29 protein-coding genes and 1 tRNA gene are annotated in these 26270 nt (G+C 60.0%); 24 read left to right on the top strand and 6 right to left on the bottom strand.

Features of this window, described 5'->3' with window-relative positions:
* Nucleotides 1–4 precede the first annotated feature (4 nt).
* Both WBK23_RS06420 and WBK23_RS06415 read right to left on the bottom strand, forming a co-directional pair.
* The gene (locus WBK23_RS06420) at nucleotides 5–424 is read right to left on the bottom strand and encodes a DNA polymerase III subunit chi (RefSeq protein ID WP_424483126.1); all 420 of its coding nucleotides are present in this window, start codon (nucleotides 422–424) and stop codon (nucleotides 5–7) included.
* 101 nt (nucleotides 425–525) lie between these two features.
* Entirely contained in the window at nucleotides 526–2016 is a 1491-nt protein-coding gene (locus WBK23_RS06415) for a leucyl aminopeptidase (RefSeq protein WP_424483125.1), read from the bottom strand.
* A gap of 143 nt (nucleotides 2017–2159) precedes the next feature.
* On the opposite strand from WBK23_RS06415, the gene lptF reads away from it, so the two are divergent.
* On the top strand, nucleotides 2160–3281 hold the full coding sequence (gene lptF / locus WBK23_RS06410; protein ID WP_424483124.1) for an LPS export ABC transporter permease LptF: 1122 nt from the start codon (nucleotides 2160–2162) through the stop codon (nucleotides 3279–3281).
* Nucleotides 3274–4335 (top strand): LPS export ABC transporter permease LptG, encoded by a 1062-nt coding sequence (lptG, locus tag WBK23_RS06405; protein ID WP_424483123.1) that lies wholly within the window; start codon nucleotides 3274–3276, stop codon nucleotides 4333–4335. Before lptF ends, lptG begins: the two co-directional genes overlap by 8 nt.
* Nucleotides 4336–4471: 136 nt before the next feature.
* On the opposite strand, the gene WBK23_RS06400 is transcribed toward lptG, so the two are convergent.
* From WBK23_RS06400 to WBK23_RS06390, 3 genes are all read right to left on the bottom strand, one after another.
* Complete coding sequence (locus WBK23_RS06400) at nucleotides 4472–4966, bottom strand: RDD family protein (RefSeq protein WP_424483122.1); 495 nt, start codon at nucleotides 4964–4966, stop codon at nucleotides 4472–4474.
* Between the two features lie 192 nt (nucleotides 4967–5158).
* Nucleotides 5159–5371, bottom strand: coding sequence for a cold-shock protein (locus tag WBK23_RS06395; RefSeq protein ID WP_424483121.1), 213 nt, complete (start codon nucleotides 5369–5371; stop codon nucleotides 5159–5161).
* 393 nt (nucleotides 5372–5764) lie between these two features.
* Nucleotides 5765–5849, bottom strand: a tRNA-Leu gene (locus WBK23_RS06390).
* Between the two features lie 113 nt (nucleotides 5850–5962).
* Between WBK23_RS06390 and queA the strand changes: the two genes are divergently transcribed.
* The 6 genes from queA to WBK23_RS06360 all read left to right on the top strand — a co-directional run bounded on the left by queA (nucleotide 5963) and on the right by WBK23_RS06360 (nucleotide 12029).
* Entirely contained in the window at nucleotides 5963–7012 is a 1050-nt protein-coding gene (queA, locus tag WBK23_RS06385; RefSeq protein ID WP_424483120.1) for a tRNA preQ1(34) S-adenosylmethionine ribosyltransferase-isomerase QueA, read from the top strand.
* Between the two features lie 14 nt (nucleotides 7013–7026).
* Nucleotides 7027–8142, top strand: coding sequence for a tRNA guanosine(34) transglycosylase Tgt (tgt, locus tag WBK23_RS06380; protein ID WP_424483302.1), 1116 nt, complete (start codon nucleotides 7027–7029; stop codon nucleotides 8140–8142).
* Nucleotides 8143–8181: 39 nt separating this feature from the next.
* Nucleotides 8182–8517, top strand: coding sequence for a preprotein translocase subunit YajC (yajC, locus tag WBK23_RS06375; protein ID WP_424483119.1), 336 nt, complete (start codon nucleotides 8182–8184; stop codon nucleotides 8515–8517).
* Between the two features lie 62 nt (nucleotides 8518–8579).
* Entirely contained in the window at nucleotides 8580–10448 is a 1869-nt protein-coding gene (gene secD, locus WBK23_RS06370; RefSeq protein WP_424483118.1) for a protein translocase subunit SecD, read from the top strand.
* 9 nt (nucleotides 10449–10457) lie between these two features.
* Entirely contained in the window at nucleotides 10458–11363 is a 906-nt protein-coding gene (gene secF / locus WBK23_RS06365) for a protein translocase subunit SecF (RefSeq protein WP_424483117.1), read from the top strand.
* 126 nt (nucleotides 11364–11489) lie between these two features.
* Nucleotides 11490–12029, top strand: a complete 540-nt coding sequence (locus WBK23_RS06360; RefSeq protein ID WP_424483116.1) for a glycine zipper 2TM domain-containing protein — start codon at nucleotides 11490–11492, stop codon at nucleotides 12027–12029.
* A gap of 53 nt (nucleotides 12030–12082) precedes the next feature.
* Here WBK23_RS06360 and suhB read toward each other — a convergent pair whose 3' ends face one another.
* Nucleotides 12083–12898, bottom strand: a complete 816-nt coding sequence (gene suhB, locus WBK23_RS06355) for an inositol-phosphate phosphatase (protein WP_424483115.1) — start codon at nucleotides 12896–12898, stop codon at nucleotides 12083–12085.
* 144 nt (nucleotides 12899–13042) lie between these two features.
* On the opposite strand from suhB, the gene trmJ reads away from it, so the two are divergent.
* The 16 genes from trmJ (at nucleotide 13043) to hisS (ending at nucleotide 26197) form a co-directional block, all read left to right on the top strand.
* The gene (trmJ, locus tag WBK23_RS06350; protein WP_424483114.1) at nucleotides 13043–13822 is read left to right on the top strand and encodes a tRNA (cytosine(32)/uridine(32)-2'-O)-methyltransferase TrmJ; all 780 of its coding nucleotides are present in this window, start codon (nucleotides 13043–13045) and stop codon (nucleotides 13820–13822) included.
* Nucleotides 13815–14594: a serine O-acetyltransferase gene (gene cysE, locus WBK23_RS06345; RefSeq protein WP_424483113.1), complete on the top strand. Its 780-nt coding sequence runs from the start codon at nucleotides 13815–13817 to the stop codon at nucleotides 14592–14594. The genes trmJ and cysE overlap by 8 nt, the downstream gene beginning before the upstream one ends.
* A gap of 138 nt (nucleotides 14595–14732) precedes the next feature.
* Nucleotides 14733–15224 carry a Fe-S cluster assembly transcriptional regulator IscR gene (gene iscR / locus WBK23_RS06340; RefSeq protein WP_424483112.1) on the top strand — a complete coding sequence of 164 codons (492 nt, stop codon included), beginning with the start codon at nucleotides 14733–14735 and terminating at the stop codon, nucleotides 15222–15224.
* Nucleotides 15225–15272: 48 nt separating this feature from the next.
* Entirely contained in the window at nucleotides 15273–16487 is a 1215-nt protein-coding gene (locus WBK23_RS06335; protein ID WP_424483111.1) for an IscS subfamily cysteine desulfurase, read from the top strand.
* 47 nt (nucleotides 16488–16534) lie between these two features.
* The gene (iscU, locus tag WBK23_RS06330; protein ID WP_040261926.1) at nucleotides 16535–16921 is read left to right on the top strand and encodes a Fe-S cluster assembly scaffold IscU; all 387 of its coding nucleotides are present in this window, start codon (nucleotides 16535–16537) and stop codon (nucleotides 16919–16921) included.
* Nucleotides 16922–16933: 12 nt separating this feature from the next.
* Nucleotides 16934–17257, top strand: coding sequence for an iron-sulfur cluster assembly protein IscA (gene iscA, locus WBK23_RS06325; RefSeq protein WP_424483110.1), 324 nt, complete (start codon nucleotides 16934–16936; stop codon nucleotides 17255–17257).
* Nucleotides 17258–17264: 7 nt separating this feature from the next.
* Complete coding sequence (hscB, locus tag WBK23_RS06320; RefSeq protein ID WP_424483109.1) at nucleotides 17265–17786, top strand: co-chaperone HscB; 522 nt, start codon at nucleotides 17265–17267, stop codon at nucleotides 17784–17786.
* A gap of 62 nt (nucleotides 17787–17848) precedes the next feature.
* Nucleotides 17849–19714: a Fe-S protein assembly chaperone HscA gene (hscA, locus tag WBK23_RS06315; protein ID WP_424483108.1), complete on the top strand. Its 1866-nt coding sequence runs from the start codon at nucleotides 17849–17851 to the stop codon at nucleotides 19712–19714.
* Between the two features lie 2 nt (nucleotides 19715–19716).
* Complete coding sequence (gene fdx / locus WBK23_RS06310) at nucleotides 19717–20058, top strand: ISC system 2Fe-2S type ferredoxin (protein WP_424483107.1); 342 nt, start codon at nucleotides 19717–19719, stop codon at nucleotides 20056–20058.
* Nucleotides 20059–20072: 14 nt separating this feature from the next.
* Complete coding sequence (iscX, locus tag WBK23_RS06305) at nucleotides 20073–20273, top strand: Fe-S cluster assembly protein IscX (RefSeq protein ID WP_424483106.1); 201 nt, start codon at nucleotides 20073–20075, stop codon at nucleotides 20271–20273.
* Nucleotides 20274–20367: 94 nt separating this feature from the next.
* Complete coding sequence (ndk, locus tag WBK23_RS06300) at nucleotides 20368–20799, top strand: nucleoside-diphosphate kinase (RefSeq protein ID WP_424483105.1); 432 nt, start codon at nucleotides 20368–20370, stop codon at nucleotides 20797–20799.
* A 24-nt stretch (nucleotides 20800–20823) separates the two neighbouring features.
* Nucleotides 20824–21972: a 23S rRNA (adenine(2503)-C(2))-methyltransferase RlmN gene (gene rlmN, locus WBK23_RS06295; RefSeq protein WP_424483104.1), complete on the top strand. Its 1149-nt coding sequence runs from the start codon at nucleotides 20824–20826 to the stop codon at nucleotides 21970–21972.
* A 13-nt stretch (nucleotides 21973–21985) separates the two neighbouring features.
* Entirely contained in the window at nucleotides 21986–22747 is a 762-nt protein-coding gene (gene pilW / locus WBK23_RS06290; protein WP_424483103.1) for a type IV pilus biogenesis/stability protein PilW, read from the top strand.
* Nucleotides 22747–23778 carry a RodZ domain-containing protein gene (locus tag WBK23_RS06285; protein WP_424483102.1) on the top strand — a complete coding sequence of 344 codons (1032 nt, stop codon included), beginning with the start codon at nucleotides 22747–22749 and terminating at the stop codon, nucleotides 23776–23778. The genes pilW and WBK23_RS06285 overlap by 1 nt, the downstream gene beginning before the upstream one ends.
* Before the next feature lies 1 nt (nucleotide 23779).
* Entirely contained in the window at nucleotides 23780–24889 is a 1110-nt protein-coding gene (gene ispG, locus WBK23_RS06280; protein ID WP_424483101.1) for a flavodoxin-dependent (E)-4-hydroxy-3-methylbut-2-enyl-diphosphate synthase, read from the top strand.
* Between the two features lie 18 nt (nucleotides 24890–24907).
* Nucleotides 24908–26197 carry a histidine--tRNA ligase gene (hisS, locus tag WBK23_RS06275; protein ID WP_424483100.1) on the top strand — a complete coding sequence of 430 codons (1290 nt, stop codon included), beginning with the start codon at nucleotides 24908–24910 and terminating at the stop codon, nucleotides 26195–26197.
* Nucleotides 26198–26270: the final 73 nt, after the last annotated feature.

Raw genomic sequence — 26270 nt, 5'->3', positions numbered from 1 at the left:
GCAACTAGAGTTCAACTCGTTTTGGATCATAGCCGCGCTGACGGTAGCTGCGGAAATTCTCCCGGCAGGCGGTCAGCAGGTCAGGCTCTTGGTTGACGATTTCAATCACCCGGCTGAAACGCTCCACTTGCGCTGAAAGCGTGCTGCCAAGGTTGATCAGCACGCCCTGCGCGCTGGCCGGTTCTTCGTCCAGGCCGATCACTACGGGTGCCTGGGCGTCATCCTGATACAGGTTGTGCGGTACGAAGCTTTCCGCCTTGAAGCGCCACAGCCAGTCGTCCAGCTCAGCGCACTGCGCCGCATTGCTGCCGCGCAGAAACACCGGCAGGCCGGCGCGCCAGGCTTTCATCGCCAGTTGGCAGGCCGCGCGCAGGCGGTCAGCCGGCACGGCGGTGGAGAGTACATAGAATTCTATTCGGGGCATGGCGGCACAGTTTCAGCGTTATTTGCAGGGGCGGCCTGCTGACAGGCGCGCAGCTTACCAGTCAATCGTGCTCAAGACCGCTCCTGCACAGGCACCGAAGGTTATGCGCTGCAACGATCCAGCAGGTATTGCGTCAGCATCGGCACTGGGCGGCCGGTTGCGCCTTTGTCCTTGCCGCCGCTGATCCAGGCCGTGCCGGCGATATCCAGGTGCGCCCAGTGGTAGTTCTTGGCGAAGCGCGAGAGGAAGCAGCCTGCAGTGATGGTGCCGGCTTTCGGCCCGCCGATATTGGCGATGTCGGCGAACGGGCTGTCGAGCTGCTCCTGGTATTCGTCATACAGCGGCAGTTGCCAGGCGCGGTCGTCGGCAGCCAGGCCCGCGCCGAGAATCTGCTGCACCAGCTCGTCGTTATTGCCCATCAGGCCGGAGACATTGCTGCCCAGGGCGACGATGCAGGCACCGGTCAGGGTGGCGATGTCGATCACCGCCTGCGGCTTGAAGCGCTCGGCATAGGTCAGGGTGTCGCACAGCACCAGGCGGCCTTCTGCGTCGGTGTTGAGGATTTCCACGGTCTGCCCGCTCATGGTGGTGACGATATCGCCTGGGCGGGTGGCACCGCCGCTGGGCATGTTTTCGGCGCATGCCAGCAGGCACACCAGGTTGATCGGCAGTTGCAGCTCCAGCACGGCTTTCAGGGTGCCGAACACGCTGGCGGCACCGCACATGTCGTACTTCATCTCATCCATGCCGGCGGCCGGCTTGATGCTGATGCCGCCGGTGTCGAAGGTGATGCCTTTGCCGACCAAGGCGTAGGGTTTCTCGGTCTTCTTGCCGCCCTGATAGTTGAGCACGATCACCCGTGGCGGCTGGTCGCTGCCCTGGGCTACGGCGAGGAAGGCACCGGCACCCAGTTCCTTGAGTTTCTTCTCATCAAGGATTTCGACTTTGAGGTTCTTGTAGGCCTTGCCCAGGTTCTTGGCTTCTTCGGCGAGGTAGCTGGGGTGGCAGAGGTTGGGCGGCAGGTTGCCGAGGTCCTTGGTCAAGGCCATGCCCGCGGCAATCGCCTGGGCGTGCGTGCTGGCGCGCTCGGCGTCGGCCAGGTTGGCTTTGTCAGTGATCAGGGTGAGCTTCTTCAGTGCGCCGGCTTCAGCTTTCTGGCTCTTGAAACGGTCGAAGCAGTAGCCGGCGTCGGCTAGGCTTTCCACCATCAGGCGGGTTTTGCCGTAGCTGTCGCGGCCCTTGACCTGCAGCTCATCGAGGGCCAGTACCGCGTCGCTGCCGCCGAGGGTTTTCAGGCTGCTGTACACGGCGATGATCAATTTGCGCAGTTGGCGGTCAGACAGTTCGCTGTCCTTGCCGGTGCCGACCAGCAGCACGCGTTCGGCTTTAAGGTTTGCCAGGTTGTGTACCAGCAGGGTCTGGCCGAGCTTGCCGGCCAGGTCGCCGCGCTTGAGCAGGGCGCTGAGCGCGCCGGCGCTGGTGGTGTCGACGGCTTTGGCCGCCGCACCGAGTTTGCGGCCTTCGCCGACAGGGACAACCAGGGTGGCGGTTTTTAGTGTTTCTGGGCGTGCGCTTTTAACAATAAATTCCATTACGTGGTGTCCCCAAGACAAGGCGTCGGTATTGCAGGATAATGCCGGCTATTTTTCGATGGTTCGCCAGTTGGGCGAGCCGGCAAGCAGTGTGGCTAGTTTGATCTTAGCCGCCTGAGCCTGACAACCCTGGAGTGTCTGGTTTGATCGTCTTCCGTTATTTGTCTCGTGAAGTGTTGCTGACCTTGAGTGCGGTGAGTGCCGTGCTGTTGGTGATCATTATGAGCGGGCGCTTTATTCGTTATCTGGCCCAGGCGGCGCAAGGGTTACTCGACCCGGGCGTGCTGCTGCTGATTATGGCGTACCGGATTCCCGGCTTTTTGCAGCTGATCCTGCCGCTGGGGCTGTTTCTCGGCATTCTGCTGGCCTACGGCCGGTTGTACCTGGACAGCGAGATGACCGTGCTGTCGGCGACCGGCATGAGCCAGCAGCGCTTGTTCGTCTATAGCCTTGCGCCGGCCACCCTGGTGGCGTTGCTGGCCGGTTGGCTGAGCCTGGGCCTGGCACCGCAGGGCGTTGGCCAGGTGGCGCAGATTCTCGACCAGCAGAGCGCCATGACCGAGCTGGATACCCTGGCCCCTGGGCGTTTTCAGGCAATGCGGAATGGCTCGCGGGTGACCTACGCCGAAGAGCTGTCGGCGGATCGCGGTGAGTTGTCTGGGGTGTTTATCTCAGAGAAGCGGTTGTCCACCGACGGCGACAAGGAGCGCGGCATTTCCGTGCTGGTCGCGCAAAGCGGGCGCCAGGAAATCCAGGCCGACGGTAGCCGTTACCTGATTCTGGAAGACGGCTATCGCTACGACGGTAATCCGGGGCAGGCCGATTACCGCGCAATCAAGTACGACACCTATGGCGTGCTGCTGCCCAAGCCCGAAGTCGCCGCCGATGTGACCGAGCGTGAAGCCATCCCTACGCGTGAGCTGATCGGCAGCGATAAACCGCGGTTGCAGTCGGAGCTGCAGTGGCGCTTGTCGATCCCTGTGCTGGTGTTTGTGGTCACGCTGCTGGCGGTGCCGCTGTCTCGGGTTAACCCGCGTCAGGGGCGGTTCCTCAAGCTGCTGCCGGCCATCCTGCTGTACATGGTTTACCTGGCGCTGCTGATTGCCGCGCGCGGGGCATTGGATAAAGGCAAGCTTCCAACGGCGCTGGGCTTGTGGTGGGTGCATGGCGCGTTCGCATTGATCGGGCTGCTGTTGCTCTATTGGGAGCCGCTGCGGTTGCGCTGGGCTGCTCGTCGTCCGGTGCTGGAGGTGGCCCGTGGTTAAGCTGGATAGGTATATCGGTGCCCAGGTGTTTGTTGCCATTCTTGGCGTGCTGGGGATCATCGTGGGGTTGGCGCTGCTGTTTGCGTTTATCGACGAGCTGGGTGATGTCGAAGACGGCTACAGCCTGCTCGATGCGCTCTGGTACGTGTGTCTGACCGCTCCGCGGCGTATTTACGAAATGCTGCCGATGGCCGCCTTGATTGGCTGCCTGATTGGCCTCGGTAGCCTGGCCAGCAACAGTGAGCTGACCATCATGCGCGCTGCTGGCGTGTCGATCGGGCGGATTGTCTGGGCGGTGATGAAGCCGATGCTGGTGCTGATGTTGGTCGGCATCCTGATTGGCGAATACCTGGCCCCGTACAGCGAGAACCAGGCCCAGGCCAGTCGTGCCATGGCCCAGGGCGGTGGCGATGCGCAGAGTGCCAAGCGCGGCCTGTGGCATCGCCAGGGTCAGGAGTACGTGCACATCAACGCCGTGCAACCCAATGGTGTGCTGTTCGGCGTGACACGTTATCGCTTCGACGATGCCCGTCGCATGCAGTCGGCCAGCTTCGCCCGGCGTGCGCAGTACCAGGGCGACCACTGGCAGCTGGAAGATGTGGCGACCACGCATTTCCGCGAGCGCAGCAGTGAAGTGATCAAGCTGGATCGCGAGCGCTGGGATGTCGAGCTGACGCCACAGCTGCTCGGCACCGTGGTATTGGCCCCGGATGCCCTGTCGATGAGTGGGCTGTGGAGTTACATCCACTACCTGGCCGCGCAGGGGCTGAATAACAGCCAGTACTGGCTGTCGTTCTGGACCAAGGTGCTGCAGCCATTGGTAACGGCGGCGCTGGTGCTGATGGCAATTTCCTTTATCTTCGGCCCGCTACGCTCGGTAACTCTTGGTCAGCGCGTGTTCACCGGCGTGCTGGTGGGCTTCGTGTTCAAGATCAGCCAGGACCTGCTCGGTCCATCGAGCCTGGTGTTCGGCTTCTCGCCGCTGCTGGCGGTGTTGATTCCGGCTGGTATCTGCGCGCTGGCGGGTGTCTGGTTGCTGCGCCGCGCCGGTTAATCGAATGTAAAAAAAAGCCGGCGTGCGCACTGGGTGCACGCCGGCTTTTTATGGCCTGCCATCCATGGCGGCCACCCTTCGGGCCGTCGCTGCGCGACGTTAAAAATGGCTCCCGGCCATTTTTTATGCGTGGCATTTACTTCTTGTGAATATTCTTTGGCAGCTGAATCACCTGGCTGTCCGAATAGATGTCGTGCCAGCTGCGCTTTTGCTTGTCCCAGAGCATCCAGAGAAAGCCCAGGCCCAGGATCAGCCACGAACCGATCGCAACCAGGAAGCGCAACAGTGCCTGCCACAGGCTGATCGCCGTGCCGTCGGCGTTCTGGATGCGCAGGCCCCAGACCTGCATGCCCAGGGTCTGGCCGTTGTGGGTCCAGAACTTGGCGAAGAAGCCAAATAAACTGAGAAACAGCAGGGTCGAGAGCAGGGGGTCGCCATCCAGTGCGCCGGCATCGGACATCTGCTTGAGCTGCGCCTCGCCGTAGAAACCCATCAGGATCAGCTTGTAGATAAAGGTCACGACTATCAGCAGCGCGATGCACAGCAGAAAGTCATAAAACATGGCAGCGAGGCGGCGGATCAGCCCGGCGCTGGGGAATTCACCCTGCGGGCGCAGCAGGTGTTTCGGCATGGTCGGCTCTTTACTCAATCGGCTGGCGGAATGGCGGCAACGATACGGCATTCATGGAAATGGCCGGCCATAAAAAATAACCGGGAGTCATTTTTAACGTCGCGCAGCGACGGCCCGAAGGGTGGTCGCCATGGATGGCAGGACATAAAAAACCCCTGATGCTGCCATCAGGGGTTCTTCAACGCGGCAGGGTTATTCCTGAACTTGAACTTCGTCAGCCTGCATGCCTTTTTGGCCTTGCACTGCGATAAAGCTGACTTTCTGGCCTTCTTTCAGGCTCTTGAAGCCGTTGCTTTGGATCGCGCGGAAGTGCACGAACAGATCCGGACCGCTTTCTGGAGTGATAAAACCAAAACCTTTTTCGTCGTTAAACCACTTGACGGTACCGTTCTGACGATTCGACATGGTGTATTTCCTTGAACCTAGAGTTGATGACAGCCACTGCTCGATATGAGGGGCTGAATACTGGTTGCAAGGCGGTGTGCGACGTCGAGCGGGATGTAGCGGATCGCGATGATCTACTGCACCAGGTCACGATATTCGGCGACCCATGCAAACACAGTGGGGAAACTCTACGCCAACTTCCAGGCAACTGCCAAGCCCCGCCAGGGCATGCATTGCAGGCTTTGGCGGGCATGTTGAGTGGCATTGATGCGGTGTTTACCCGGCTGCGATACGCCGGTTTCGCGAGTGTTTTTAATGGCCTGAAGCGTTGCAGGCTACTGCCGAAACCACACTGCGGAGATTATTCAAGGCAATAAAAAAGGCCTTGATAATCAAGGCCTTTCTTCAAATCTATGGTGCCCTGAGGGAGAATCGAACTCCCACTTCTTTCGAAAACGGATTTTGAATCCGCCGCGTCTACCAATTCCGCCATCAGGGCAATTCGGCGCGCAGTATAGGGAGCACTTTGGGCTTGGTCAATCCACTTGCGTGGCCAGAATGCGCTATTTCCGGTAAGCTTTGCCGCCCTGCTAGACGACCCCCTTTCCGACCATGCGCGTTGCCGACTTTAATTTCGAGCTGCCTGACGCTCTTATCGCCCGTCACCCCCTTGCCGAACGCCGCGCCAGCCGCTTGCTGGTGCTGGACGGCCCGAGTGGTGCCCTGGCGCACCGTCAATTCAGTGACCTGCTGGAATACCTGCGCCCTGGCGATCTGATGGTGTTCAACAACACCCGGGTGATTCCGGCGCGGCTGTTTGGGCAGAAGGCCTCGGGCGGCAAGCTGGAGGTGCTGGTTGAGCGCGTGCTGGACAGCCATCGGGTATTGGCCCATGTGCGCTCAAGCAAGTCGCCCAAGCCGGGCTCGATGATTCTGCTCGACGGCGGTGGCGAGGCGCAGATGCTCGCCCGTCACGATGCGTTGTTCGAGTTGCGCTTTAACGAAGAAGTGCTGCCGCTGTTGGAACGAGTCGGGCACATGCCGTTGCCTCCTTATATCGACCGGGCGGACGAAGCGGCTGACCGCGAACGCTATCAGACCGTGTATGCCGAGAAAGCCGGTGCGGTTGCGGCACCTACGGCCGGGCTGCATTTCGACGATGCGCTGCTGGCGGCGATTCGCGCCAAGGGCGTGGACACGGCGTTTGTCACCCTGCATGTTGGGGCGGGCACCTTCCAGCCGGTGCGCGTCGAGCGTATCGAAGACCACCATATGCACAGCGAATGGCTGGAGGTCGGTCAGGACGTGGTCGATGCGGTGGCCGCCTGCCGCGCGCGCGGCGGCCGGGTGATCGCGGTCGGCACCACCAGTGTGCGTTCGCTGGAGAGTGCCGCTCGCGATGGCGTGCTCAAGGCTTTCAGCGGCGACACCGACATCTTTATCTATCCCGGCCGGCCGCTGCATGTGGTCGATGCCCTGGTGACCAATTTCCATTTGCCCGAGTCGACCCTGTTGATGCTGGTGTCGGCGTTTGCCGGCTACCCGGAAACCATGGCGGCGTATCAGTGCGCTATCGCCGAGGGTTATCGCTTCTTTAGTTACGGTGATGCCATGTTTATCACCCGCAATCCCGCGCCGCGCGGGCCAGAGGAACAGTTATGACGCGCACCTGCCGCATGTCTTTCGAATTATTGGCGACCGATGGCAAGGCGCGGCGTGGCCGGCTGACCTTTCCGCGCGGCGTGGTCGAGACCCCGGCGTTTATGCCGGTGGGCACCTATGGCACGGTCAAGGGCATGCTGCCGCGGGATATCGAGGCGATTGGCGCGCAGATGATTCTCGGCAACACCTTCCACCTGTGGCTGCGCCCCGGCACCGAGGTAATCAAGAAGCACGGCGATCTGCACGACTTTATGCAGTGGCAGGGGCCGATCCTTACTGACTCCGGTGGTTTCCAGGTGTTCAGCCTGGGCGCGATGCGCAAGATCAAGGAGGAGGGCGTGTACTTCGCCTCGCCAGTCGACGGTGCCAAGGTGTTTATGGGGCCGGAAGAGTCGATGCAGGTGCAGCGCGATCTTGGCTCCGACGTCGTGATGATCTTCGACGAATGCACGCCATATCCGGCCGAATTCGACGTGGCCAAGCGTTCGATGGAGTTGTCGCTGCGCTGGGCCAAGCGTTCCAAGGAGGCTCATGGCGATAACACGGCGGCACTGTTCGGTATCGTTCAGGGCGGCATGCATGAGGAATTGCGCAAAGTCTCTCTGGATGGGCTGGAGCAGATCGGCTTTGACGGTTATGCCATTGGTGGCCTGTCAGTCGGCGAGCCGAAAGACGAGATGATCAAGGTGCTCGATTACCTGCCTGCGCAGCTGCCGGCCGACAAGCCGCGCTACCTGATGGGTGTGGGCAAACCCGAGGACCTGGTTGAAGGCGTGCGTCGCGGTGTGGACATGTTCGACTGCGTGATGCCAACCCGTAATGCGCGTAACGGCCACCTGTTTATCGACACCGGCGTGTTGAAAATCCGCAATGCCTTCCACAAACAGGATGACTCGCCACTCGACCCGACCTGCGACTGTTACACCTGCAAACATTTCTCCCGCGCCTATCTGCATCATCTGGATAAATGTGGCGAAATGCTCGGTAGCATGCTCAATACAATCCATAACTTACGGCATTATCAGGTGCTTATGGCTGGTTTGCGCGAGGCTATTCAACAGGGTACATTGGCCGCCTTTGTCGATGCCTTCTATGCCAAGCGCGGGCTGCCAACGCCGCCTCTGGATTGATTCCCAACTGTTTAAAGACCCTTGCAACAGGAGTGTTACATGAGCTTTTTTATCCCCGCTGCCTTCGCTGAAGGTGCCGCACCGGCTGTCGGTCCTGCTGGCAGTGGCTTTGAATGGGTATTTCTGGTCGGCTTTCTGGTCATCTTCTACCTGATGATCTGGCGTCCACAGGCCAAGCGCGCCAAGGAGCACAAGAATCTGCTCGGCGGCCTGCAGAAGGGCGACGAAGTGGTGACTTCCGGTGGTCTGGCCGGCAAGGTGACTAAGGTTTCCGACGATTTCGTGGTAGTTGAAGTGTCCGACAACGTCGAACTGAAATTCCAGAAGCAGGCCATTGCAGCGACTCTGCCTAAAGGCACGCTGAAAGCGATCTAAGCAACACACCTTTACCATTCGACGGGGCGCTTAATGCGCCCCGCGTCATAACGGGCGGCGTCATGCTCAACAAATTCCCCCTCTGGAAGTACCTGCTGATTGCGGCTGTGCTGGCAATCGGTTTTCTCTATTCCGCGCCCAATCTGTACCCGGATGATCCGGCGATCCAGATCAGTGGCAACAGCACGGCCATGCGCGTCGAACAGGCCGATCTTGAGCGCGTCAAGCGCACGCTGGAAGACGCTGGTATCCAGGTCAAAGCCATCAGCCTGGCCAGCGAGGGCCGTGCCGGTCTGCTGCGCCTGAACAAGGCCGAAGATCAGCTGCCAGCCAAGGAGCTGGTTCGTAAGGCGCTGAGCGATGAGTTCGTGGTCGCCCTGAACCTGGCGCAAACCACGCCGCAGTGGTTGCGCAACCTGGGCGGTAGCCCGATGAAGCTGGGTCTGGACCTGTCCGGTGGTGTGCACTTCCTGATGGAAGTGGACATGGACAAGGCGCTGGATGCCCGCCGCAAGGTCTATGAAGGTGAGGTCAAGAGCCTGCTGCGCAAAGAGCGCGTGCGCTACCGCAGCCTGCCTGAGCTCGATGGTGCGATTCAGCTGGGCTTTGCCGATGAAGCAGCGCTGGAGAAAGCTCAGCAGCTGATCCGCAAGGACTTCAACGATTTCGATATGACCACCGTGCAGCGTAATGAGCTGCAGGTGCTGCGCCTGACGCTGACGCAGGCCAAGCTGGCGGAAATCCGCGAATACTCGATCAAGCAGAACTTGACCACCGTGCGTAACCGGGTCAACGAGCTGGGTGTGGCCGAGCCGCTGGTGCAGCGCCAGGGTGCCAACCGCATCGTGGTCGAACTGCCGGGCGTGCAGGATACCGCCGAAGCCAAGCGGATTCTCGGTAAGACCGCCAACCTGGAGTTCCGTCTGGCCGCCGAGCTTGATGCCGCCAAGGCCGCTACCGAAAGCTTTGAGTTCCGTCAGGAAGGCCGTCCGCCGGCGCAGCTGGAGCGTGAGCTGATCATCACCGGTGACCAGGTGACCGATGCTCAGGCCAGCTTCGACGAGAACGGCAGCCCGCAGGTGAATATCCGTCTGGATGGCCGCGGTGGCGACCTGATGAACCGTGCGACCCGTAGCAATGTCGGGCGCAGCATGGCGGTGATCTTTATCGAGCAGAAGCCGGTTTCCCGTTACGTGCGCCAGGTGGTCGACGGCGTCGAGAAGGAAGTTGAGCTGCAAACCTTTGTTGAAGAGAAGAAGATCATCAGCCTGGCGACTATCCAGTCGCCGCTGGGCAGCCAGTTCCGCATCACCGGTCTGGATGGTCAGGGCGAATCGTCCGAACTGGCCCTGCTGCTGCGTGCTGGCGGCCTGGCCGCACCGATGTACTTCGCCGAAGAACGCACCATTGGCCCGAGCCTGGGTGCCGACAACATCACCAAGGGCGTCGATGCGTCGCTGTGGGGCATGCTGTTCGTCTCGCTGTTTATCATCGCCATCTACCGCTTCTTCGGAGTGCTGGCGACCATCGCCCTGGCGTTCAACATGGTCTTGCTACTGGCCTTGATGTCGCTGCTCAGCGCCACCCTGACCCTGCCGGGTATCGCCGGTATCGTGTTGACCATGGGGATGGCGGTGGACGCCAACGTGCTGATCTTCTCGCGGATTCGCGAAGAGATTGCCAATGGCATGTCGATCCAGCGGGCGATTCATGAAGGCTTCGACCGTGCCTATAGCGCGATTCTCGACTCCAACCTGACCACCTTGCTGGTCGGCGGGATTCTGTTCGCCATGGGCACCGGGCCGGTCAAGGGCTTCGCCGTGACCATGTCGCTGGGTATCGTGACGTCGATGTTCACCGCGATTCTGGTGACTCGCGCCATGGTCAACCTGACCTGCGGCGGGCGTGACTTCAAGAAGCTGTGGGTCTAAGGGGCTTAGATGATGCGTACGATCAATTTTATGGGTGTGCGCAATATTGCGTTCACCGTCACCGTACTGCTGACCCTGCTTGCGTTGGGTAGCTGGTTTTACAAGGGCTTGAACTTCGGTCTGGATTTCACCGGCGGCACGCAGATCGAGCTGAGCTACGAGCAGCCGGCGGATCTGGGCAAGGTGCGTGATCAGTTGGCAGCGGCGGGTTTTGCCGATGCCGTGGTGCAGAGCTTTGGTGCGACCACCGATGTGGTCGTGCGCATGCAGGGTGACGATCCAGATCTGGGTCATAAGGTCGCCACTGCGCTGCAGCAGTCGGGCGATGCCTTGCAGGTGAAGAAGGTCGAGTTCGTTGGTCCGCAGGTGGGTGAGGAGCTGCGTGACCAGGGTGGCATCGGCATGTTGCTGGCCCTGGGTGGCGTTATGCTCTACCTGGCTTTCCGCTTTCAGTGGAAGTTTGCCTTGGGCGCGGTGCTCTCCCTGGTGCATGACGTGGTCGTGACCATGGGCATTCTGTCGTTCTTCCAGGTGACCTTCGACCTGACCGTGTTGGCGGCTGTGCTGGCGATCATCGGCTACTCGTTGAACGACACTATCGTGGTGTTCGACCGGGTGCGCGAGAACTTCCGCGTGCTGCGCAAGACCAGTCTGGTCGACAACATCAACATCTCCACCACGCAGACCTTGTTGCGTACGGCGGCTACCTCGATTTCCACGTTGCTGGCGATTGTGGCGCTGTTGCTGTTTGCCGGTGACAACCTGTTCGGTTTCTCGGTTGCCTTGCTGATCGGGGTGCTGGCCGGCACGTACTCGTCGATCTATATCGCCAACGTGGTACTGATCTGGCTCAACCTGAGTGTCGATGACCTGATTCCGCCGGTTGTAGCGGAAGAGGTCGATGAGCGTCCCTGAATCTGTGGCGTTCGTCGCAATTCGTTGAATGAGCCGGGCTGGTGTTGAACTTGCCCGGTTTTTTTATGCTCCAAGGCTAGGAGTAAGGCGCGTTGAGCGCTCGGTAGCGGTTTGAAGGAGGCAGGTATGAACAAGTCAATGTTGGTAGGGGCGGTATTGGGTGCGGTCGGTGTAACGGCAGGCGGGGCGGTGGCTACTTACAACATCGTCAGTGCGCCGGAATATGCCGAAGTGTTGGCGGTGAAGCCGATCAACGAAACCATCAAAACACCACGCGAGGTCTGCAAGGATGTGGCGGTGACTCGCCAGGCTCCCGTCAAGGATCAGCATCAGATAGCCGGTACCGCGATTGGTGCGGTGGTCGGCGGCTTGCTCGGTAACCAAGTCGGTGGCGGTAACGGCAAGAAGCTGGCGACAGTTGCCGGTGCCGTGGGCGGCGGCTATGCCGGCAACAAGGTGCAGGAAGGCATGCAGAACCGCGACACCTACACCACCACCGAGACGCGTTGCAGCACGGTCACCGACACCAGCGAGAAGCTGGTCGGTTATGACGTCAAATACGAGCTGGATGGCAAGATCAGCCAGGTGCGCATGGCCAGCGACCCGGGTCGGCAGATTCCGGTGCGTGATGGTCAGCTGGTACTGGTGGATGAGCCGGCCAACTGAAATTTCGATGCAATAAAAAAGCGCCCCTCGGGGCGCTTTTTTGTAGCTGCTGATCAGCGTTTCAGCGAGGCCGACAGATGCGGCTGGATCGCCGTCAGCACGGCTTTGAAGCACTTGGTGTTGCCTGCCACGATCTGGCCTTTCTCAAGGAATTCGTGGCTGCCGCTGAAATCACTGACCAGGCCGCCTGCTTCTTGGATCAGCAGTGCGCCGGCAGCCATGTCCCACTCGGACAGGCCGAATTCCCAGAACGCATCGAAGCGCCCGGCGGCGACGTAGGCCAGGTCCAGGCTGGCTGCGCCCGCGCGGCGAATGCCGGCGGTCTGGCCGACCAGGCTGCGGAACATGCCGATGTAGTTTTCCAGGTTGTCCATCTGGCTGTCGCGGAACGGGAAGCCGGTGCCGAGCAGCGCGCCTTCTAGGCTCTTGCGATTGCCTACACGCAGGCGGCGACCGTTGAGGGCCGCGCCACGGCCGCGGCTGGCGGTGAATTCTTCCTGGCGCACCGGGTCGATGATCACGGCGTGCTCGAGGCGGCCGCGGTATTTGCAGGCAATGCTGACGGCGTAATGCGGGATGCCGCGTACGAAGTTGGTGGTGCCATCCAGTGGGTCGATGATCCACAGATAGTCGGCACCGTCGCCGCTGCCTTCGCTCAGACCGCTTTCCTCGGCGAGGATGCCGTGGTTCGGGAATGCTTTGCGCAGGGCCTGGATGATCAGCTGCTCGGCGGAGCGATCAATCTCGGTCACATAATCCTTGGCTTCTTTCTCGTCGACCGAGATGACGTCCAAGCGTTCGGTCGAGCGGAAGATCATTTCGCCGGCGCTACGGGCTGCGCGCAGCGCGATATTCAGCATGGGCTGCATGGATGTTCACCTGGGTCGTTAAAGAAAGCCGGCCATTCTAGCAGAAAAGCCCGGCGGTTGAAGTGTAACCTGCGCCTTGCGTGGCGTAAGGCTGGATGCTTCTGTAAGATTTGCGCCTCTAGACCTTATCTGTGAGCGCTTGCGTTGCTGGAAAATATTCGCGTCGTGTTGGTGGGTACCAGTCATCCCGGCAATATCGGTGGCGCGGCTCGTGCCATGAAAAACATGGGGTTGTCGCGTCTGGTGCTGGTTGATCCGCAGGATTTTCCCAGTAGTGAAGCGGTGGCGCGCGCTTCGGGTGCCACCGATATTCTCGATGCTGCGCAGGTGGTCGGTACTCTGGAAGAGGCGCTGGTCGGCTGCAATCTGGTGCTGGGCACCAGTGCGCGGGATCGGCGCATTCCCTGGCCGCTGCTGGACCCGCGTGAGTGCGGCGTGGCGGCGTGCGAGCAGGCGCAGCAGGGCGGCGAAGTGGCGCTGGTGTTCGGTCGTGAATATGCCGGGCTGACCAACGAAGAATTGCAGCGCTGCCATTTTCATGTGCACATTCCCTCTGACCCCGAGTTCAGTTCGTTGAATCTGGCGGCGGCGGTTCAGGTGCTGGCCTACGAGGTGCGGATGGCCTGGTTGGCGGCAGAAAATCAGCCGACCAAGACGCTCAAGCTGGAAACCACGGCCATTCAAAGTTCGCAGCCGGTGACGGCGGATGAGTTGGAGTCGTTCTATGTCCATCTTGAGCAGGCGCTGGTCGAAATCAGGTTTCTCGATCCGGCCAAGCCGCGGCATTTGATGAGCCGCTTGCGTCGCCTGTATGGGCGCAGCGAGGTGAGCAAGCTGGAAATGAATATCTTGCGCGGCATCTTGACGGAAACCATCAAGGCGGCGCGCGGTGAGCACCCGAGTAAGGAGAAGGTTGATGTTTGAGCGCATGCGAGAGGATATCCAAAGCGTATTTAGTCGCGATCCGGCGGCGCGCAATGCCTTCGAGGTGGTCACTTGCTATCCAGGCTTGCATGCAGTCTGGCTGCATCGCCTGGCGCATGGCTTGTGGGGGCGTGGCTGGAAGTGGCTGGCGCGGCTGGTGTCGAACTTCGGGCGCTGGATGACCGGCATCGAGATTCATCCGGGGGCCAAGATCGGTCGGCGCTTCTTTATCGATCACGGCATGGGCATTGTCATCGGTGAAACGGCTGAAATCGGCAATGACGTGACGCTCTATCAGGGCGTGACCCTGGGCGGCACCAGCTGGAATAAAGGCAAACGCCACCCGACCCTGGAGGATGGCGTGGTGGTGGGCGCGGGCGCCAAAGTGTTGGGGCCGTTTACCGTCGGTGCAGGTGCCAAAATCGGCTCCAACGCCGTGGTGACCAAGGCGGTGCCAGCTGGTGCGACGGCGGTGGGGATTCCGGGGCGGATCATTCTCAAGCCGGATGACGAGCAGGAAGCCAAGCGCCAGGCCATCGCGGAAAAGCTCGGCTTCGATGCCTATGGCGTCAGTCAGGACATGCCGGATCCTGTGGCGCGCGCCATTGGTCAGTTGCTCGATCACCTGCATGCCGTAGATAGTCGTTTGGAGGGTATGTGCGGTGCGCTGAAGTCCTTGGGCAGTGATTACTGCGCGAAGGACCTGCCGCAGTTGCGCGATGAAGACTTTGCTGGCGTCTGCAAGGAGCCGGGCGACAAGCCTGCGGCATGATGCGCGGCGCGCGGTATTTTGCTATGCTGCGCGCCCTTCGAATTGGCTAATCCCGACTAAGGTGCTAGGTCTTATAGTTGACTTAAACACTCGGGAATTGCATACTCGCGGCATATTGCGATCACGCGGTAATTCCCCATGCGACTGACCACCAAAGGCCGTTACGCCGTCACCGCCATGCTTGACCTGGCGCTGCACGCACAGCGTGGTCCTGTGTCCCTGGCTGATATTTCCGAGCGCCAAGGCATTTCCCTGTCCTATCTGGAGCAGCTGTTTGCCAAGCTGCGCCGCGGCAATCTGGTTTCCAGTGTGCGTGGTCCGGGTGGTGGTTATCAGTTGTCGCGGGATATGCAGGGCATTCAGGTTGCCGAGGTGATCGATGCGGTCAACGAGTCGGTCGATGCCACGCGTTGCCAGGGTCAGGGCGATTGCCATGCCGGTGATACCTGCCTGACCCATCATCTGTGGTGCGACCTTAGCCAGCAGATACACGAATTCCTCAGTGGCATCAGTCTTGCTGATCTGGTGACCCGCCGTGAAGTGCAGGAAGTTGCTCAGCGCCAGGATCAGCGCCGCTGTAATAGCAGGACGCCGTACCTGGACAAGATCGAAACGTCTGCCGTCGATTGAGCGCAAGGCGCTGGCCTGCAGGCCTGATACCTGATTAGGAGAGAGTTAATGAAATTGCCGATTTATCTCGATTATTCCGCCACCACGCCGGTTGATCCGCGTGTTGCACAGAAAATGAGCGAATGCCTGCTGGTGGACGGTAACTTCGGTAACCCGGCATCGCGCTCCCACGTGTTTGGCTGGAAGGCTGAAGAGGCAGTAGAGAACGCTCGTCGCCAGGTGGCTGAGCTGGTCAATGCTGATCCGCGCGAGATTGTCTGGACCTCCGGTGCGACCGAGTCCAACAACCTGGCGATCAAGGGCATTGCTGACTTCTACAAGACTAAAGGCAAGCACCTGATCACCTCGAAAATCGAGCACAAAGCGGTGCTCGATACCATGCGCCAGCTTGAGCGCGAAGGCTTCGAAGTAACCTACATCGAGCCCGGTGAAGATGGCCTGATTACTCCGGCCATGGTTGAGGCTGCGTTGCGTGAGGACACCATTCTGGTGTCGGTCATGCACGTGAACAATGAAATCGGCACCATCAACGACATTGCGGCTATCGGTGAGCTGACCCGCTCGCGCGGCGTGTTCCTGCATGTTGACGCAGCGCAGTCTACCGGCAAGGTGGCGATCGACCTGGAGTCGCTCAAGGTCGACCTGATGTCCTTCTCCGCACACAAGACCTATGGCCCTAAAGGCGTCGGTGCGCTGTTTGTACGCCGTAAGCCGCGTGTGCGTCTGGAAGCCCAGACTCACGGTGGTGGTCATGAGCGCGGTATGCGTTCCGGCACCCTGGCGACTCACCAGTGCGTCGGCATGGGTGAGGCGTTCCGCATTGCCAAGGAAGAGATGATCCAGGAAAACCAGCGCATCCTGGCCCTGCGCGAGCGTTTCTTCAAACAGGTCGATGGTCTGGAAGAGCTGTATATCAACGGCAGCATGACCGCCCGCGTACCACACAACCTCAACCTCAGCTTCAACTACGTTGAGGGCGAGTCGCTGATCATGGCGCTCAAGGATCTGGCGGTTTCCTCCGGTTCGGCTTGTACCTCGGCTTCGCTGGAACCGTCCTACGTGTTGCGCGCCCTGGGCCGCAATGACGAACTGGCGCACAGCTCGATTCGCTTTACCTTTGGCCGCTTCACCACGGATGAAGAGGTTGATTACGCTGCGCAGAAGGTTTGCGAGGCGGTCACCAAGCTGCGCGAATTGTCGCCGCTGTGGGATATGTACAAAGACGGTGTCGACATCTCCAAGATCGAGTGGGCGGCGCACTAAGTAGTCGCCGAGCAAGAGCGGCTCTCTGATGAGGAAGGAATACCAGCATGGCTTACAGTGAAAAGGTCATTGACCATTACGAAAACCCGCGCAACGTCGGCAAGATGGACGCGGAAGACCCGGATGTTGGCACCGGCATGGTCGGCGCGCCGGCGTGTGGCGACGTCATGCGTCTGCAGATCAAGGTTAACGAGCAGGGCGTGATCGAAGACGCCAAGTTCAAGACCTACGGCTGCGGTTCGGCGATTGCCTCCAGCTCCCTCGCTACCGAGTGGATGAAGGGCAAGACCCTGGATGAAGCGGAAACCATCAAGAACACCCAGCTGGCCGAGGAATTGGCTCTGCCGCCGGTGAAGATCCACTGCTCGGTACTCGCTGAGGACGCCATCAAGGCGGCCGTGCGCGATTACAAGCAGAAGAAAGGCTTGCTCTAAGGAGGTTTGTCGATGGCTATCAGCATGACCGAAGCTGCTGCTCAGCACGTGCGTCGCTCCCTGGATGGGCGCGGTAAGGGCGAGGGCATCCGTCTGGCTGTTCGCACCACTGGCTGTTCCGGCCTGGCTTATGTGCTGGAGTTCGTCGATGAAACTGCCGGCGAAGATCAGGTGTTCGAGAGTCACGGGGTCAAGGTGATCATCGATCCCAAGAGCCTGGTGTACCTCGATGGCACCGAGCTGGACTTCGTCAAAGAGGGCTTGAACGAAGGTTTCAAGTTCAATAACCCGAACGTGCGCGGCGAATGTGGCTGCGGCGAGAGCTTCAATATCTGAGGCGCGTGTGGGCAGTCCTTGTCACTTTGCTTTGTTTGACCTGCAGCCGGGCTTCCGTCTGGATCCCGAGCAGCTGGCTACGCGTTATCGCGAGCTGGCGCGCAGCGTTCATCCGGATCGTTTTGCCGACGCCAGCGAGCGCGAACAGCGTCTAGCGCTGGAGCAGTCGGCCAGCCTCAATGAAGCCTATAGCACCTTGAAGAGCGCGCCACAGCGCGCGCGCTATCTGCTGGCCTTGCGCGGTCCCGAGCTGCCGTTGGAAGTCACGGTGCAAGATCCGGATTTCCTCCTGCAGCAGATGCAGCTGCGCGAAGAGCTGGAAGACTTGCAGGGCAGCGCCGACTTTGCCGGCGTTGCGGCGTTCAAGCGCCGCTTGAAGGTCGCTCAGGATGAGCTGAACGAGAGTTTTGCCCTGTGTTGGGATGATGCGTTGCGCCGCGAAGAGGCCGAGCGCCTGATGCGCCGCATGCAGTTTCTCGACAAGCTTGCCCAAGAGGTCCGTCAGCTGGAAGAGCGCCTCGACGATTAACGCTCGTGCGCCGCTGTGGCGCGCCAGCTCTCCCTGATCCAGATAATAAGCATTGATTAACCATGGCCTTACTGCAGATCGCTGAGCCCGGACAGAGCCCCCAGCCCCACCAGCGTCGCTTGGCGGTTGGGATTGATCTGGGTACCACCAACTCGCTGGTTGCCGCTGTGCGCAGTGGCCTCTGCGCGCCGCTGCCGGATGCGAATGGGCAGGTGATTCTGCCGTCGGCAGTGCGTTATCACCCCGATCGTATTGAGGTGGGTGAGGTGGCTAAGGCCGCCGCATCTGCCGATCCGCTGAATACTGTGCTGTCGGTCAAGCGCCTGATGGGGCGTGGCCTGGCGGACGTCAAGCAGCTCGGCGAGCAGCTGCCGTATCGCTTTGTCGGCGGCGAGTCGCATATGCCGTTTATCGACACCGTGCAGGGGCCGAAAAGCCCGGTCGAAGTTTCCGCCGATATTCTCAAGACCTTGCGCCAGCGCGCCGAGGCAACTCTGGGTGGTGAATTGGTGGGCGCGGTGATTACCGTGCCGGCCTATTTCGACGACTCTCAGCGCCAGGCCACCAAGGACGCTGCGCGTCTGGCCGGGCTGAATGTATTGCGCCTGCTCAACGAACCGACCGCGGCGGCTGTGGCCTATGGTCTGGATCAGCACGCCGAAGGCGTGGTGGCGATTTACGACTTGGGCGGCGGTACCTTCGATATTTCTGTGCTGCGCCTGACCGGCGGTGTGTTCGAGGTATTGGCCACCGGCGGCGACAGCGCTTTGGGTGGCGATGATTTCGATCACGCAATTGCCGGCTGGATTGTCGAGCAGGCGGGTTTGTCCGCCGATCTCGATCCGGGTGCGCAGCGCCTGTTGCTTGAAGCTGCCTGCGCGGCGAAAGAGGCGCTAACTGAGAGCGCGATTGCCACGCTCAGCTATGCCGGTTGGCAAGGGAGCTTGAGTCGTGAGCAGTTCGAGGCGCTGATCGAGCCAATGTTGGCGCGCAGCCTCAAGGCCTGCCGCCGTGCGGTGCGCGATGCCGGGATTGAGCTGGACGAAGTCGAAGCGGTGGTTATGGTCGGCGGTTCGACCCGCGTGCCGCGTGTGCGTCAGGCGGTGGCGGAGCTGTTCGCCCGTGAGCCGCTGACCGATATCGACCCCGATCAAGTAGTGGCCATCGGTGCGGCGATTCAGGCCGATGCCCTGGCGGGTAACAAGCGCGACGGTGGCGAAGAGCTGCTGCTACTTGATGTGATCCCTCTGTCGCTTGGTCTGGAAACCATGGGCGGGCTGATGGAAAAGGTCATCCCGCGCAACACCACGATTCCGGTAGCGCGTGCCCAGGACTTCACCACCTATAAAGATGGCCAGACCGCCATGATGGTGCATGTGCTGCAGGGTGAACGTGAGCTGATCAGTGATTGCCGATCCCTGGCGCGCTTTGAGTTGCGCGGCATTCCGCCGATGGTGGCGGGTGCGGCAAAAATTCGCGTGACCTTCCAGGTCGATGCTGATGGCTTGCTCAGCGTCGCGGCGCGTGAGCTGGCCTCGGGCGTGGAGGCGAGCATTCAGGTCAAGCCGTCTTATGGGCTGACCGATGGCGAAATCGCGCGGATGCTGCAGGATTCCTTCAAGAATGCCAGCGACGACAAGGTCGCTCGCGTGCTGCGTGAGCAGCAAGTAGATGCCCAGCGTTTGCTCGAAGCGGTGCAGGCTGCACTGGATGCCGATGGCGAGCGCTTGCTGGATGCCGATGAGCGCCTGGCGATCGATGCGCAGATGCAGCAGTTGCGTGACTTGATGGCCGGCAATGATGGCTTGGCGATTGAGCTGCAAACCAAGCGTTTGACCCAGGTGACCGATGCCTTTGCCGCTCGTCGCCTTGATGCCACGGTCAAGGCCGCGCTGGCCGGCCGTAGTCTTAACGAGATTGAGGAATAAGCATGCCGCAGATCATTTTTCTGCCTCACGCTGTGCTCTGCCCGGAAGGTCTGGTCGTAGACGTTGAGCCGGGTACCTCGGTGCTCGAAGTGGCGCATGATCACCACATCGAGATCGAAAGCGCCTGTGGCGGTGTCTGCGCGTGCACCACGTGCCACTGCATCATTCGTGAGGGCTTTGACTCGCTGGCTGAGGCTGACGAGTTGGAAGAAGACATGCTGGACAAGGCGTGGGGGCTTGAGGCGCAGTCGCGTCTATCCTGCCAGGCGCTGGTCGGTAATGAAGATCTGGTCGTCGAGATCCCGAAATATTCGCTCAACCATGCTGCCGAAGCGCCGCATTGATCTAAGGAGCCATCATGAGTCTGAAGTGGGTTGATGTGCTGGAAATCGCTATTGAGCTTGCCGAAAGCAAGCCGGAAGTTGATCCGCGTTTCGTCAATTTTGTCGACCTGCACCGCTGGGTGTTGGCGTTGCCAGAGTTTTCCGATGATCCGCAGCGTGGCGGTGAGAAGGTGCTTGAAGCGATTCAGGCGGCCTGGATTGAAGAGGCTGACTGACGCGCGCTAAGGCACGCCCTACGCATTTAACCGGAACCCGCGTATAATTCGCGGGTTTAATTTTTCGCTTTAATCATTGTTTCTGGAGTTTCACATGGCTGTTCAACGCACTTTCTCCATCATCAAGCCTGATGCCGTTGCTAAAAACGTTGTTGGCGAGATCACCACCCGTTTCGAAAAAGCCGGCCTGCGCGTCGTTGCTTCGAAAATGGTTCAGCTGTCCGAGCGCGAAGCTGCTGGCTTCTACGCTGAGCACAGCGAGCGCGGCTTCTTCAAGGATCTGGTTGCTTTCATGACCTCCGGTCCGGTTATCGTTCAGGTTCTGGAAGGCGAAAACGCTGTTCTGGCTAACCGTGACCTGATGGGCGCAACTAACCCTAAAGACGCAGCTGCCGGCACCATCCGTGCTGATTTCGCCGTTTCCATCGACGAAAACGCTGTTCACGGTTCTGATTCCGAAGCCTCCGCTGCGCGTGAAATCGCTTACTTCTTCGCTGCCACCGAAGTTTGCGCTCGCATTCGCTAAGCGAAATTGAGTGAGGGTGAAGCCATGACTGACGCTACCGGTAAAATCAATCTGCTGGGTCTGACCCAGGCAGAGATGGAACAATTCTTCGAACGCATCGGGGAAAAGCGTTTCCGTGCCGGTCAGATGATGAAGTGGATTCACCACTTTGGCGTCGATGATTTCGATGCCATGAGTAATGTCAGCAAGGTCTTGCGCGAAAAGCTCAAGGCCTGTGCTGAAATCCGCGGCCCGGAAGTGGTCAGCGAAGATATTTCCACTGATGGCACGCGCAAGTGGGTAGTGCGAGTGGCGTCAGGCAGTTGTGTAGAAACCGTGTATATCCCCCAGGGCTCGCGTGGCACCTTGTGTGTGTCCTCGCAAGCCGGCTGTGCGCTGGATTGCAGTTTTTGCTCGACCGGCAAACAAGGCTTCAACAGCGATCTGAGCGCCGCCGAAGTGATCGGTCAGGTGTGGATCGCCAACAAGTCGTTCGGTAGCGTGCCGGCGAAAATCGACCGTGCCATCACCAACGTGGTGATGATGGGCATGGGCGAGCCGCTGCTGAACTTCGATAACGTTGTCGCCGCCATGAAAATCATGATGGACGACCTCGGTTATGGCATCTCCAAGCGCAAGGTGACCCTGTCCACCTCCGGCGTGGTGCCGATGATCGACAAGCTCGGCGAAGTGATCGACGTATCACTGGCGCTGTCGCTGCACGCACCCAACGATGCGCTGCGTAATCAGCTGGTGCCGATCAACAAGAAGTACCCGCTGGAGATGCTGCTGGCGGCCTGCAAGCGTTATGTTTCGCGCCTTGGCGAGAAGCGTGTGCTGACGATCGAGTACACCCTGCTCAAGGATGTTAACGATAAGACCGAGCATGCTGAGGAGATGATCGCACTTCTCAAAGATGTGCCTTGCAAGATCAACCTGATTCCGTTTAATCCCTTCCCCCACTCCGGGTACGAGCGGCCAAGCAACAATGCCATTCGCCGCTTTCAGGACCTGCTGCACAAAGCCGGGCACAATGTCACCGTGCGCACCACCCGTGGTGAGGATATCGACGCGGCGTGCGGGCAGTTGGTCGGCCAGGTTATGGACCGTACCCGTCGTAGTGAGCGCTATATCGCCGTGCGTGAATTGAGTAGCGAGGCCGAAGCGCCGAGTTCCGCCGCCAATCGAACCTGAGGGGAGGATACCCATGACCTTGCGTCCCGCGTTGTTGCTGTTGAGCGTCAGCTTGTTGGTGGGCTGTGTTTCGACCGGTAATGTCGACCCGATGAAGACCGAAAAGGGCCGTGATGAAGCACGCGATGCCTATACACAATTGGGCATCGGTTATCTGCAGCAGGGCGCGACCGAACGCGCCAAAGTTCCCTTGAAAAGCGCCCTGGAGCTCGACCCTTCGGATGCAGATGCTCATGCCGCGCTGGCAATAGTGTTCCAGATTGAGATGGAACCCAAGCTGGCGGATGAACATTTCCGCAAGGCCATTTCGCAGCGTAGTGGCGATGCACGCCTGCTGAATAACTACGGTGGTTTTCTCTTTGAGCAGGAGCGTTACCAAGAAGCCCAGGAGCGCTATATCCAAGCGTCGCAGGACAGTCTTTACCCTGAGCGTTCGCGCATTTTCGAGAATTTGGGGCTGACCGCGTTGCGGCTCAAACAGCGTGAGCAGGCCCGTGCCTATTTCGAACGGTCGTTGCGCTTGAATAGCCGCCAGCCACGTGCGCTGATGGAAATGGCGCAGTTGTCCTATGAGGACAAACAATACGTGCCTGCTCGCGGCTATTACGAAAGCTATATGGCTCTTGCCGTTGAGCACGATGCCCGTAGCCTCTTGCTGGGCGTACGCTTGGCGAAGATTTTCGAGGATCGCGACAATGCCGCGAGCCTTGGCCTGCAGTTGAAACGACTTTATCCGGGCACTCCGGAATATCAGCAATACCTGTCGGAGCAATGATGAAAGCGGCGCATCCTGAAGTGCTAGCAGTTCCTCGCGTCAATCCGGGCGAGTCTTTGCGCAAGGCTCGTGAGGGCCGCGGCTGGACCATCGCGGAGGTGGCTGGGCAGCTTAATCTGACCCCGCAGCGTCTGAGTCAGATCGAGCAAGGGGCTTTCGACAAGTTGCCCGGGCATACCTTTGCCCGTGGTTATGTGCGCGCCTACGCCAAGCTGCTGGAGGTCGATCAGAATCGCCTGGTGTTGGAGTTTGACCAGTACACCGGCAGCGATGCTGCTGGTAGCAGTGTGCACAGCCTGAACCGCATCGAAGAGCCGGTCAGTTATTCACAGCGTATCTTGCGCATGGTCAGTTTTGTCTTGCTGCTGGCGCTGGCAGGCTTGAGTTTCTTCTGGTGGCAGGAGCAGGCCGAGCGCCGTGCAGGCGATTTGGCTGCGAGCAGTTTCGAGCATGTTGAAGTCGACGGTGCTGACGGCACGACCCAGATTCATCCACTGGATGAGCCCGAAGATCAGGCCGTGGCCGCCGCCCAACTCGATTCGGCAGTGCCGCAGCCAATAGCGGGTGAGAGTGCTGAAGTGGTGGTCGACCCCGTCGTGGCCCCGCCTGTACTTGACGCTGCTCCGGCAGAACTGCCGCTTGCTGCAGCAAGCAGCGCAACGCTCCCGGCTGCAGTGGCCAGCACGGCTGCGGTAGCCGCAACGCCTGCTCCTGGCGAGTTGACTGCAGCAGCGCCAGGTGCCGCTGCACCGGTAGCGTCTCCGGCACCTGTGCAAGCCGCCGCCGGTGAGGCGGTAGTCAGCATGACCTTTATTGCCGATTGCTGGACGCAGTTGACTGATGCCAATGGCAAGGTGCTGTTCAGTGCCCTCAAGCGCAAGGGCGATAGCCTGGAGTTGGTCGGTAAGGCCCCGCTGGAGCTGCGTCTGGGCTATGCCCGGGGTGCGCAAGTCAGCCTCAATGGCAGTCCGGTGGATGTTGCGCCGTTTATCTCCGGTGAGACCGCGCGTTTGAAGTTGGGTGGGCAGTAGCATGCATTGCGAATCACCGATCAAACGCCGTATATCTCGCAAAATTTGGGTCGGCTCCGTGCCGGTTGGCGGCGACGCGCCGATTGCCGTGCAGAGCATGACCAACAGCGACACCAATGATGTAGCCGCCACTGTGGCGCAGATTCGTCGCCTCGAAGATGCCGGTGCAGATATCGTGCGGGTCTCGGTGCCGGACATGGATGCAGCCGAAGCCTTTGGCCGAATCAAGCAGCAGGTCAAGGTGCCGCTGGTTGCGGATATCCACTTCGATTACCAGATCGCCCTACGCGTGGCCGAGCTCGGCGTCGATTGCTTGCGCATCAATCCGGGCAACATCGGTCGTGAAGACCGTGTGCGTGCGGTGGTCGAGGCGGCCCGTGACAAGGGCATTCCGATTCGTATCGGGGTCAACGCCGGTTCGCTGGAAAAGGACCTGCAGAAGAAATATGGCGAACCGACCCCGGCTGCGCTGGTTGAGTCGGCGCTGCGCCATGTCGAGCACCTAGATCGCCTGAATTTCCCTGATTTCAAGGTCAGCGTTAAAGCATCTGACGTGTTTATGGCTGTCGAAGCCTATCGCTTGCTGGCCAAACAGATCGAGCAGCCGCTGCACCTGGGCATTACCGAAGCCGGTGGTTTGCGTTCTGGTACGGTCAAGTCAGCGGTGGGCCTGGGCATGCTACTGGCTGAAGGTATCGGCGATACCATCCGCATCTCCCTGGCCGCCGATCCGGTGGAAGAGATCAAGGTCGGCTACGACATCCTCAAGTCGCTGCGCCTGCGTTCCCGTGGCATCAACTTCATCGCCTGCCCGAGCTGCTCGCGGCAGAATTTTGATGTGGTGAAGACCATGAACGAGCTGGAGTTGCGCGTCGAAGACCTGCTGGTGCCGCTGGATGTGGCGGTGATCGGCTGCGTGGTCAACGGCCCGGGCGAAGCCAAGGAAGCCCATATCGGCCTGACCGGTGGTTCGCCCAACCTGATCTATATCGATGGCAAGCCGGCGCAGAAGCTCGGCAATGACAACCTGGTGGACGAGCTGGAAAAGCTTATCCGCCGGAAAGCGGCCGAAAAGGTCGCTGCTGACGCCGCCCTGATTGTGCGCAGCTAACACCGCTAAGGAATCGAATTGAGCAAGTCCCTGCAAGCCATCCGTGGCATGAACGACATCCTGCCCGAGCAAACTCCGCTTTGGCGCTACTTCGAAGGTACTGTTGGCAGCCTGCTTGACGGTTACGGCTATCGGCAGATTCGTATGCCAATCGTCGAGTTCACCGAGCTGTTCAAGCGCTCGATCGGTGAAGTCACCGATATCGTCGAAAAAGAGATGTACACCTTCGAGGACCGTAACGGCGACTCGCTGACCCTGCGTCCGGAAGGCACGGCCGCCTGTGTGCGGGCCGTGCTCGAACACGGTCTGTCCGGTGGCGGGCAGACCCAGAAGCTCTGGTATATCGGCCCGATGTTCCGTCACGAGCGTCCACAGAAAGGCCGTTATCGCCAGTTCCATCAGATTGGCGTGGAGGTCTTCAATGTCGACGGCCCGGATATCGATGCGGAACTGATCGTGCTGACCTGGCGTCTGTGGGGCCTGCTCGGCATTCGTGATGCGGTGAAGCTTGAGCTGAACAGCCTCGGCACCAGCGCCGCGCGCGCGGTGTATCGCGATGCGCTGGTCGAGTTTCTGACCGCGCACGCTGACCAGCTGGATGAAGACAGCCGTCGCCGTATGACCAGCAACCCGCTGCGTGTGCTCGACAGCAAAGCGCCGGAAACCCAGGCGCTGCTGGTCAATGCACCGAAGCTGGCGGATTACCTCGACGAAGAGTCTCGCGTGCATTTCGAGGGGTTGAAGGCTCGTCTGGATGCGGCTGGCGTGCCTTATGTGATCAATCCCAAGCTGGTGCGTGGCCTGGACTACTACAGCAAGACGGTGTTCGAGTGGGTGACCGATCAGCTCGGTTCCCAGGGCACGGTCTGTGCCGGCGGTCGCTACGATGGCCTGGTCGAGCAGATGGGTGGCAAGCCGACCCCTGGTGTGGGTTTTGCCATGGGCATCGAACGTTTGGTGCTGTTGCTCGAAACTCTAGGTAAAGTACCGGCTGAAATCGCCCGTACGGTTGATGTTTACCTGTGCGCCTTCGGCGAGCCTGCTGAACTGGCGGCGCTGGCTTTGACCGAACGCCTGCGTGATCAGCTGCCGGGCCTGCGTCTGCAGGTCAACGCCGGCGCGGGTAGCTTCAAGAGTCAATTCAAGAAAGCCGACAAGAGCGGCGCGCTTTACGCCTTGATCTTGGGTGAAGACGAACTGGCCCAGCAAGTGGTAGGTTGCAAACCGCTGCGCGGTCAGGGTGAACAACAAAGTATTGCTTGGTCGGCATTGGCCGATCATCTGGCGACCTGCGCCGATCAGGCCTGAGCGCCTGTTGAGTGATTTAGCGAATAGGAGTATTGGGGTGGTTTCGCGTACTGATGATGAAGAACTGGCAGTA

Origin of the sequence: Pseudomonas sp., from assembly GCF_049653025.1 — a bacterium.
Taxonomy (GTDB): Bacteria; Pseudomonadota; Gammaproteobacteria; order Pseudomonadales; family Pseudomonadaceae; genus Aquipseudomonas.
This window is presented reverse-complemented; position numbering and strand designations above follow the sequence as displayed.

Excerpts from the sequence above, each read along its gene's own strand:
- iscX (WP_424483106.1), top strand. The coding sequence starts at position 20,073 with ATGAGTCTGAAGTGGGTTGATGTGCTGGAAATCGCTATTGAGCTTGCC.
- yajC (WP_424483119.1), top strand. The coding sequence starts at position 8,182 with ATGAGCTTTTTTATCCCCGCTGCCTTCGCTGAAGGTGCCGCACCGGCT.
- hscA (WP_424483108.1), top strand. The coding sequence starts at position 17,849 with ATGGCCTTACTGCAGATCGCTGAGCCCGGACAGAGCCCCCAGCCCCAC.
- tgt (WP_424483302.1), top strand. The coding sequence starts at position 7,027 with ATGTCTTTCGAATTATTGGCGACCGATGGCAAGGCGCGGCGTGGCCGG.
- WBK23_RS06420 (WP_424483126.1), bottom strand. The coding sequence starts at position 424 with ATGCCCCGAATAGAATTCTATGTACTCTCCACCGCCGTGCCGGCTGAC.
- iscA (WP_424483110.1), top strand. The coding sequence starts at position 16,934 with ATGGCTATCAGCATGACCGAAGCTGCTGCTCAGCACGTGCGTCGCTCC.
- iscR (WP_424483112.1), top strand. The coding sequence starts at position 14,733 with ATGCGACTGACCACCAAAGGCCGTTACGCCGTCACCGCCATGCTTGAC.
- ispG (WP_424483101.1), top strand. The coding sequence starts at position 23,780 with ATGCATTGCGAATCACCGATCAAACGCCGTATATCTCGCAAAATTTGG.
- WBK23_RS06335 (WP_424483111.1), top strand. The coding sequence starts at position 15,273 with ATGAAATTGCCGATTTATCTCGATTATTCCGCCACCACGCCGGTTGAT.
- ndk (WP_424483105.1), top strand. The coding sequence starts at position 20,368 with ATGGCTGTTCAACGCACTTTCTCCATCATCAAGCCTGATGCCGTTGCT.
- pilW (WP_424483103.1), top strand. The coding sequence starts at position 21,986 with ATGACCTTGCGTCCCGCGTTGTTGCTGTTGAGCGTCAGCTTGTTGGTG.
- secD (WP_424483118.1), top strand. The coding sequence starts at position 8,580 with ATGCTCAACAAATTCCCCCTCTGGAAGTACCTGCTGATTGCGGCTGTG.
- suhB (WP_424483115.1), bottom strand. The coding sequence starts at position 12,898 with ATGCAGCCCATGCTGAATATCGCGCTGCGCGCAGCCCGTAGCGCCGGC.
- cysE (WP_424483113.1), top strand. The coding sequence starts at position 13,815 with ATGTTTGAGCGCATGCGAGAGGATATCCAAAGCGTATTTAGTCGCGAT.
- queA (WP_424483120.1), top strand. The coding sequence starts at position 5,963 with ATGCGCGTTGCCGACTTTAATTTCGAGCTGCCTGACGCTCTTATCGCC.
- WBK23_RS06395 (WP_424483121.1), bottom strand. The coding sequence starts at position 5,371 with ATGTCGAATCGTCAGAACGGTACCGTCAAGTGGTTTAACGACGAAAAA.
- WBK23_RS06400 (WP_424483122.1), bottom strand. The coding sequence starts at position 4,966 with ATGCCGAAACACCTGCTGCGCCCGCAGGGTGAATTCCCCAGCGCCGGG.
- secF (WP_424483117.1), top strand. The coding sequence starts at position 10,458 with ATGATGCGTACGATCAATTTTATGGGTGTGCGCAATATTGCGTTCACC.
- iscU (WP_040261926.1), top strand. The coding sequence starts at position 16,535 with ATGGCTTACAGTGAAAAGGTCATTGACCATTACGAAAACCCGCGCAAC.
- WBK23_RS06415 (WP_424483125.1), bottom strand. The coding sequence starts at position 2,016 with ATGGAATTTATTGTTAAAAGCGCACGCCCAGAAACACTAAAAACCGCC.
- WBK23_RS06360 (WP_424483116.1), top strand. The coding sequence starts at position 11,490 with ATGAACAAGTCAATGTTGGTAGGGGCGGTATTGGGTGCGGTCGGTGTA.
- rlmN (WP_424483104.1), top strand. The coding sequence starts at position 20,824 with ATGACTGACGCTACCGGTAAAATCAATCTGCTGGGTCTGACCCAGGCA.
- fdx (WP_424483107.1), top strand. The coding sequence starts at position 19,717 with ATGCCGCAGATCATTTTTCTGCCTCACGCTGTGCTCTGCCCGGAAGGT.
- WBK23_RS06285 (WP_424483102.1), top strand. The coding sequence starts at position 22,747 with ATGAAAGCGGCGCATCCTGAAGTGCTAGCAGTTCCTCGCGTCAATCCG.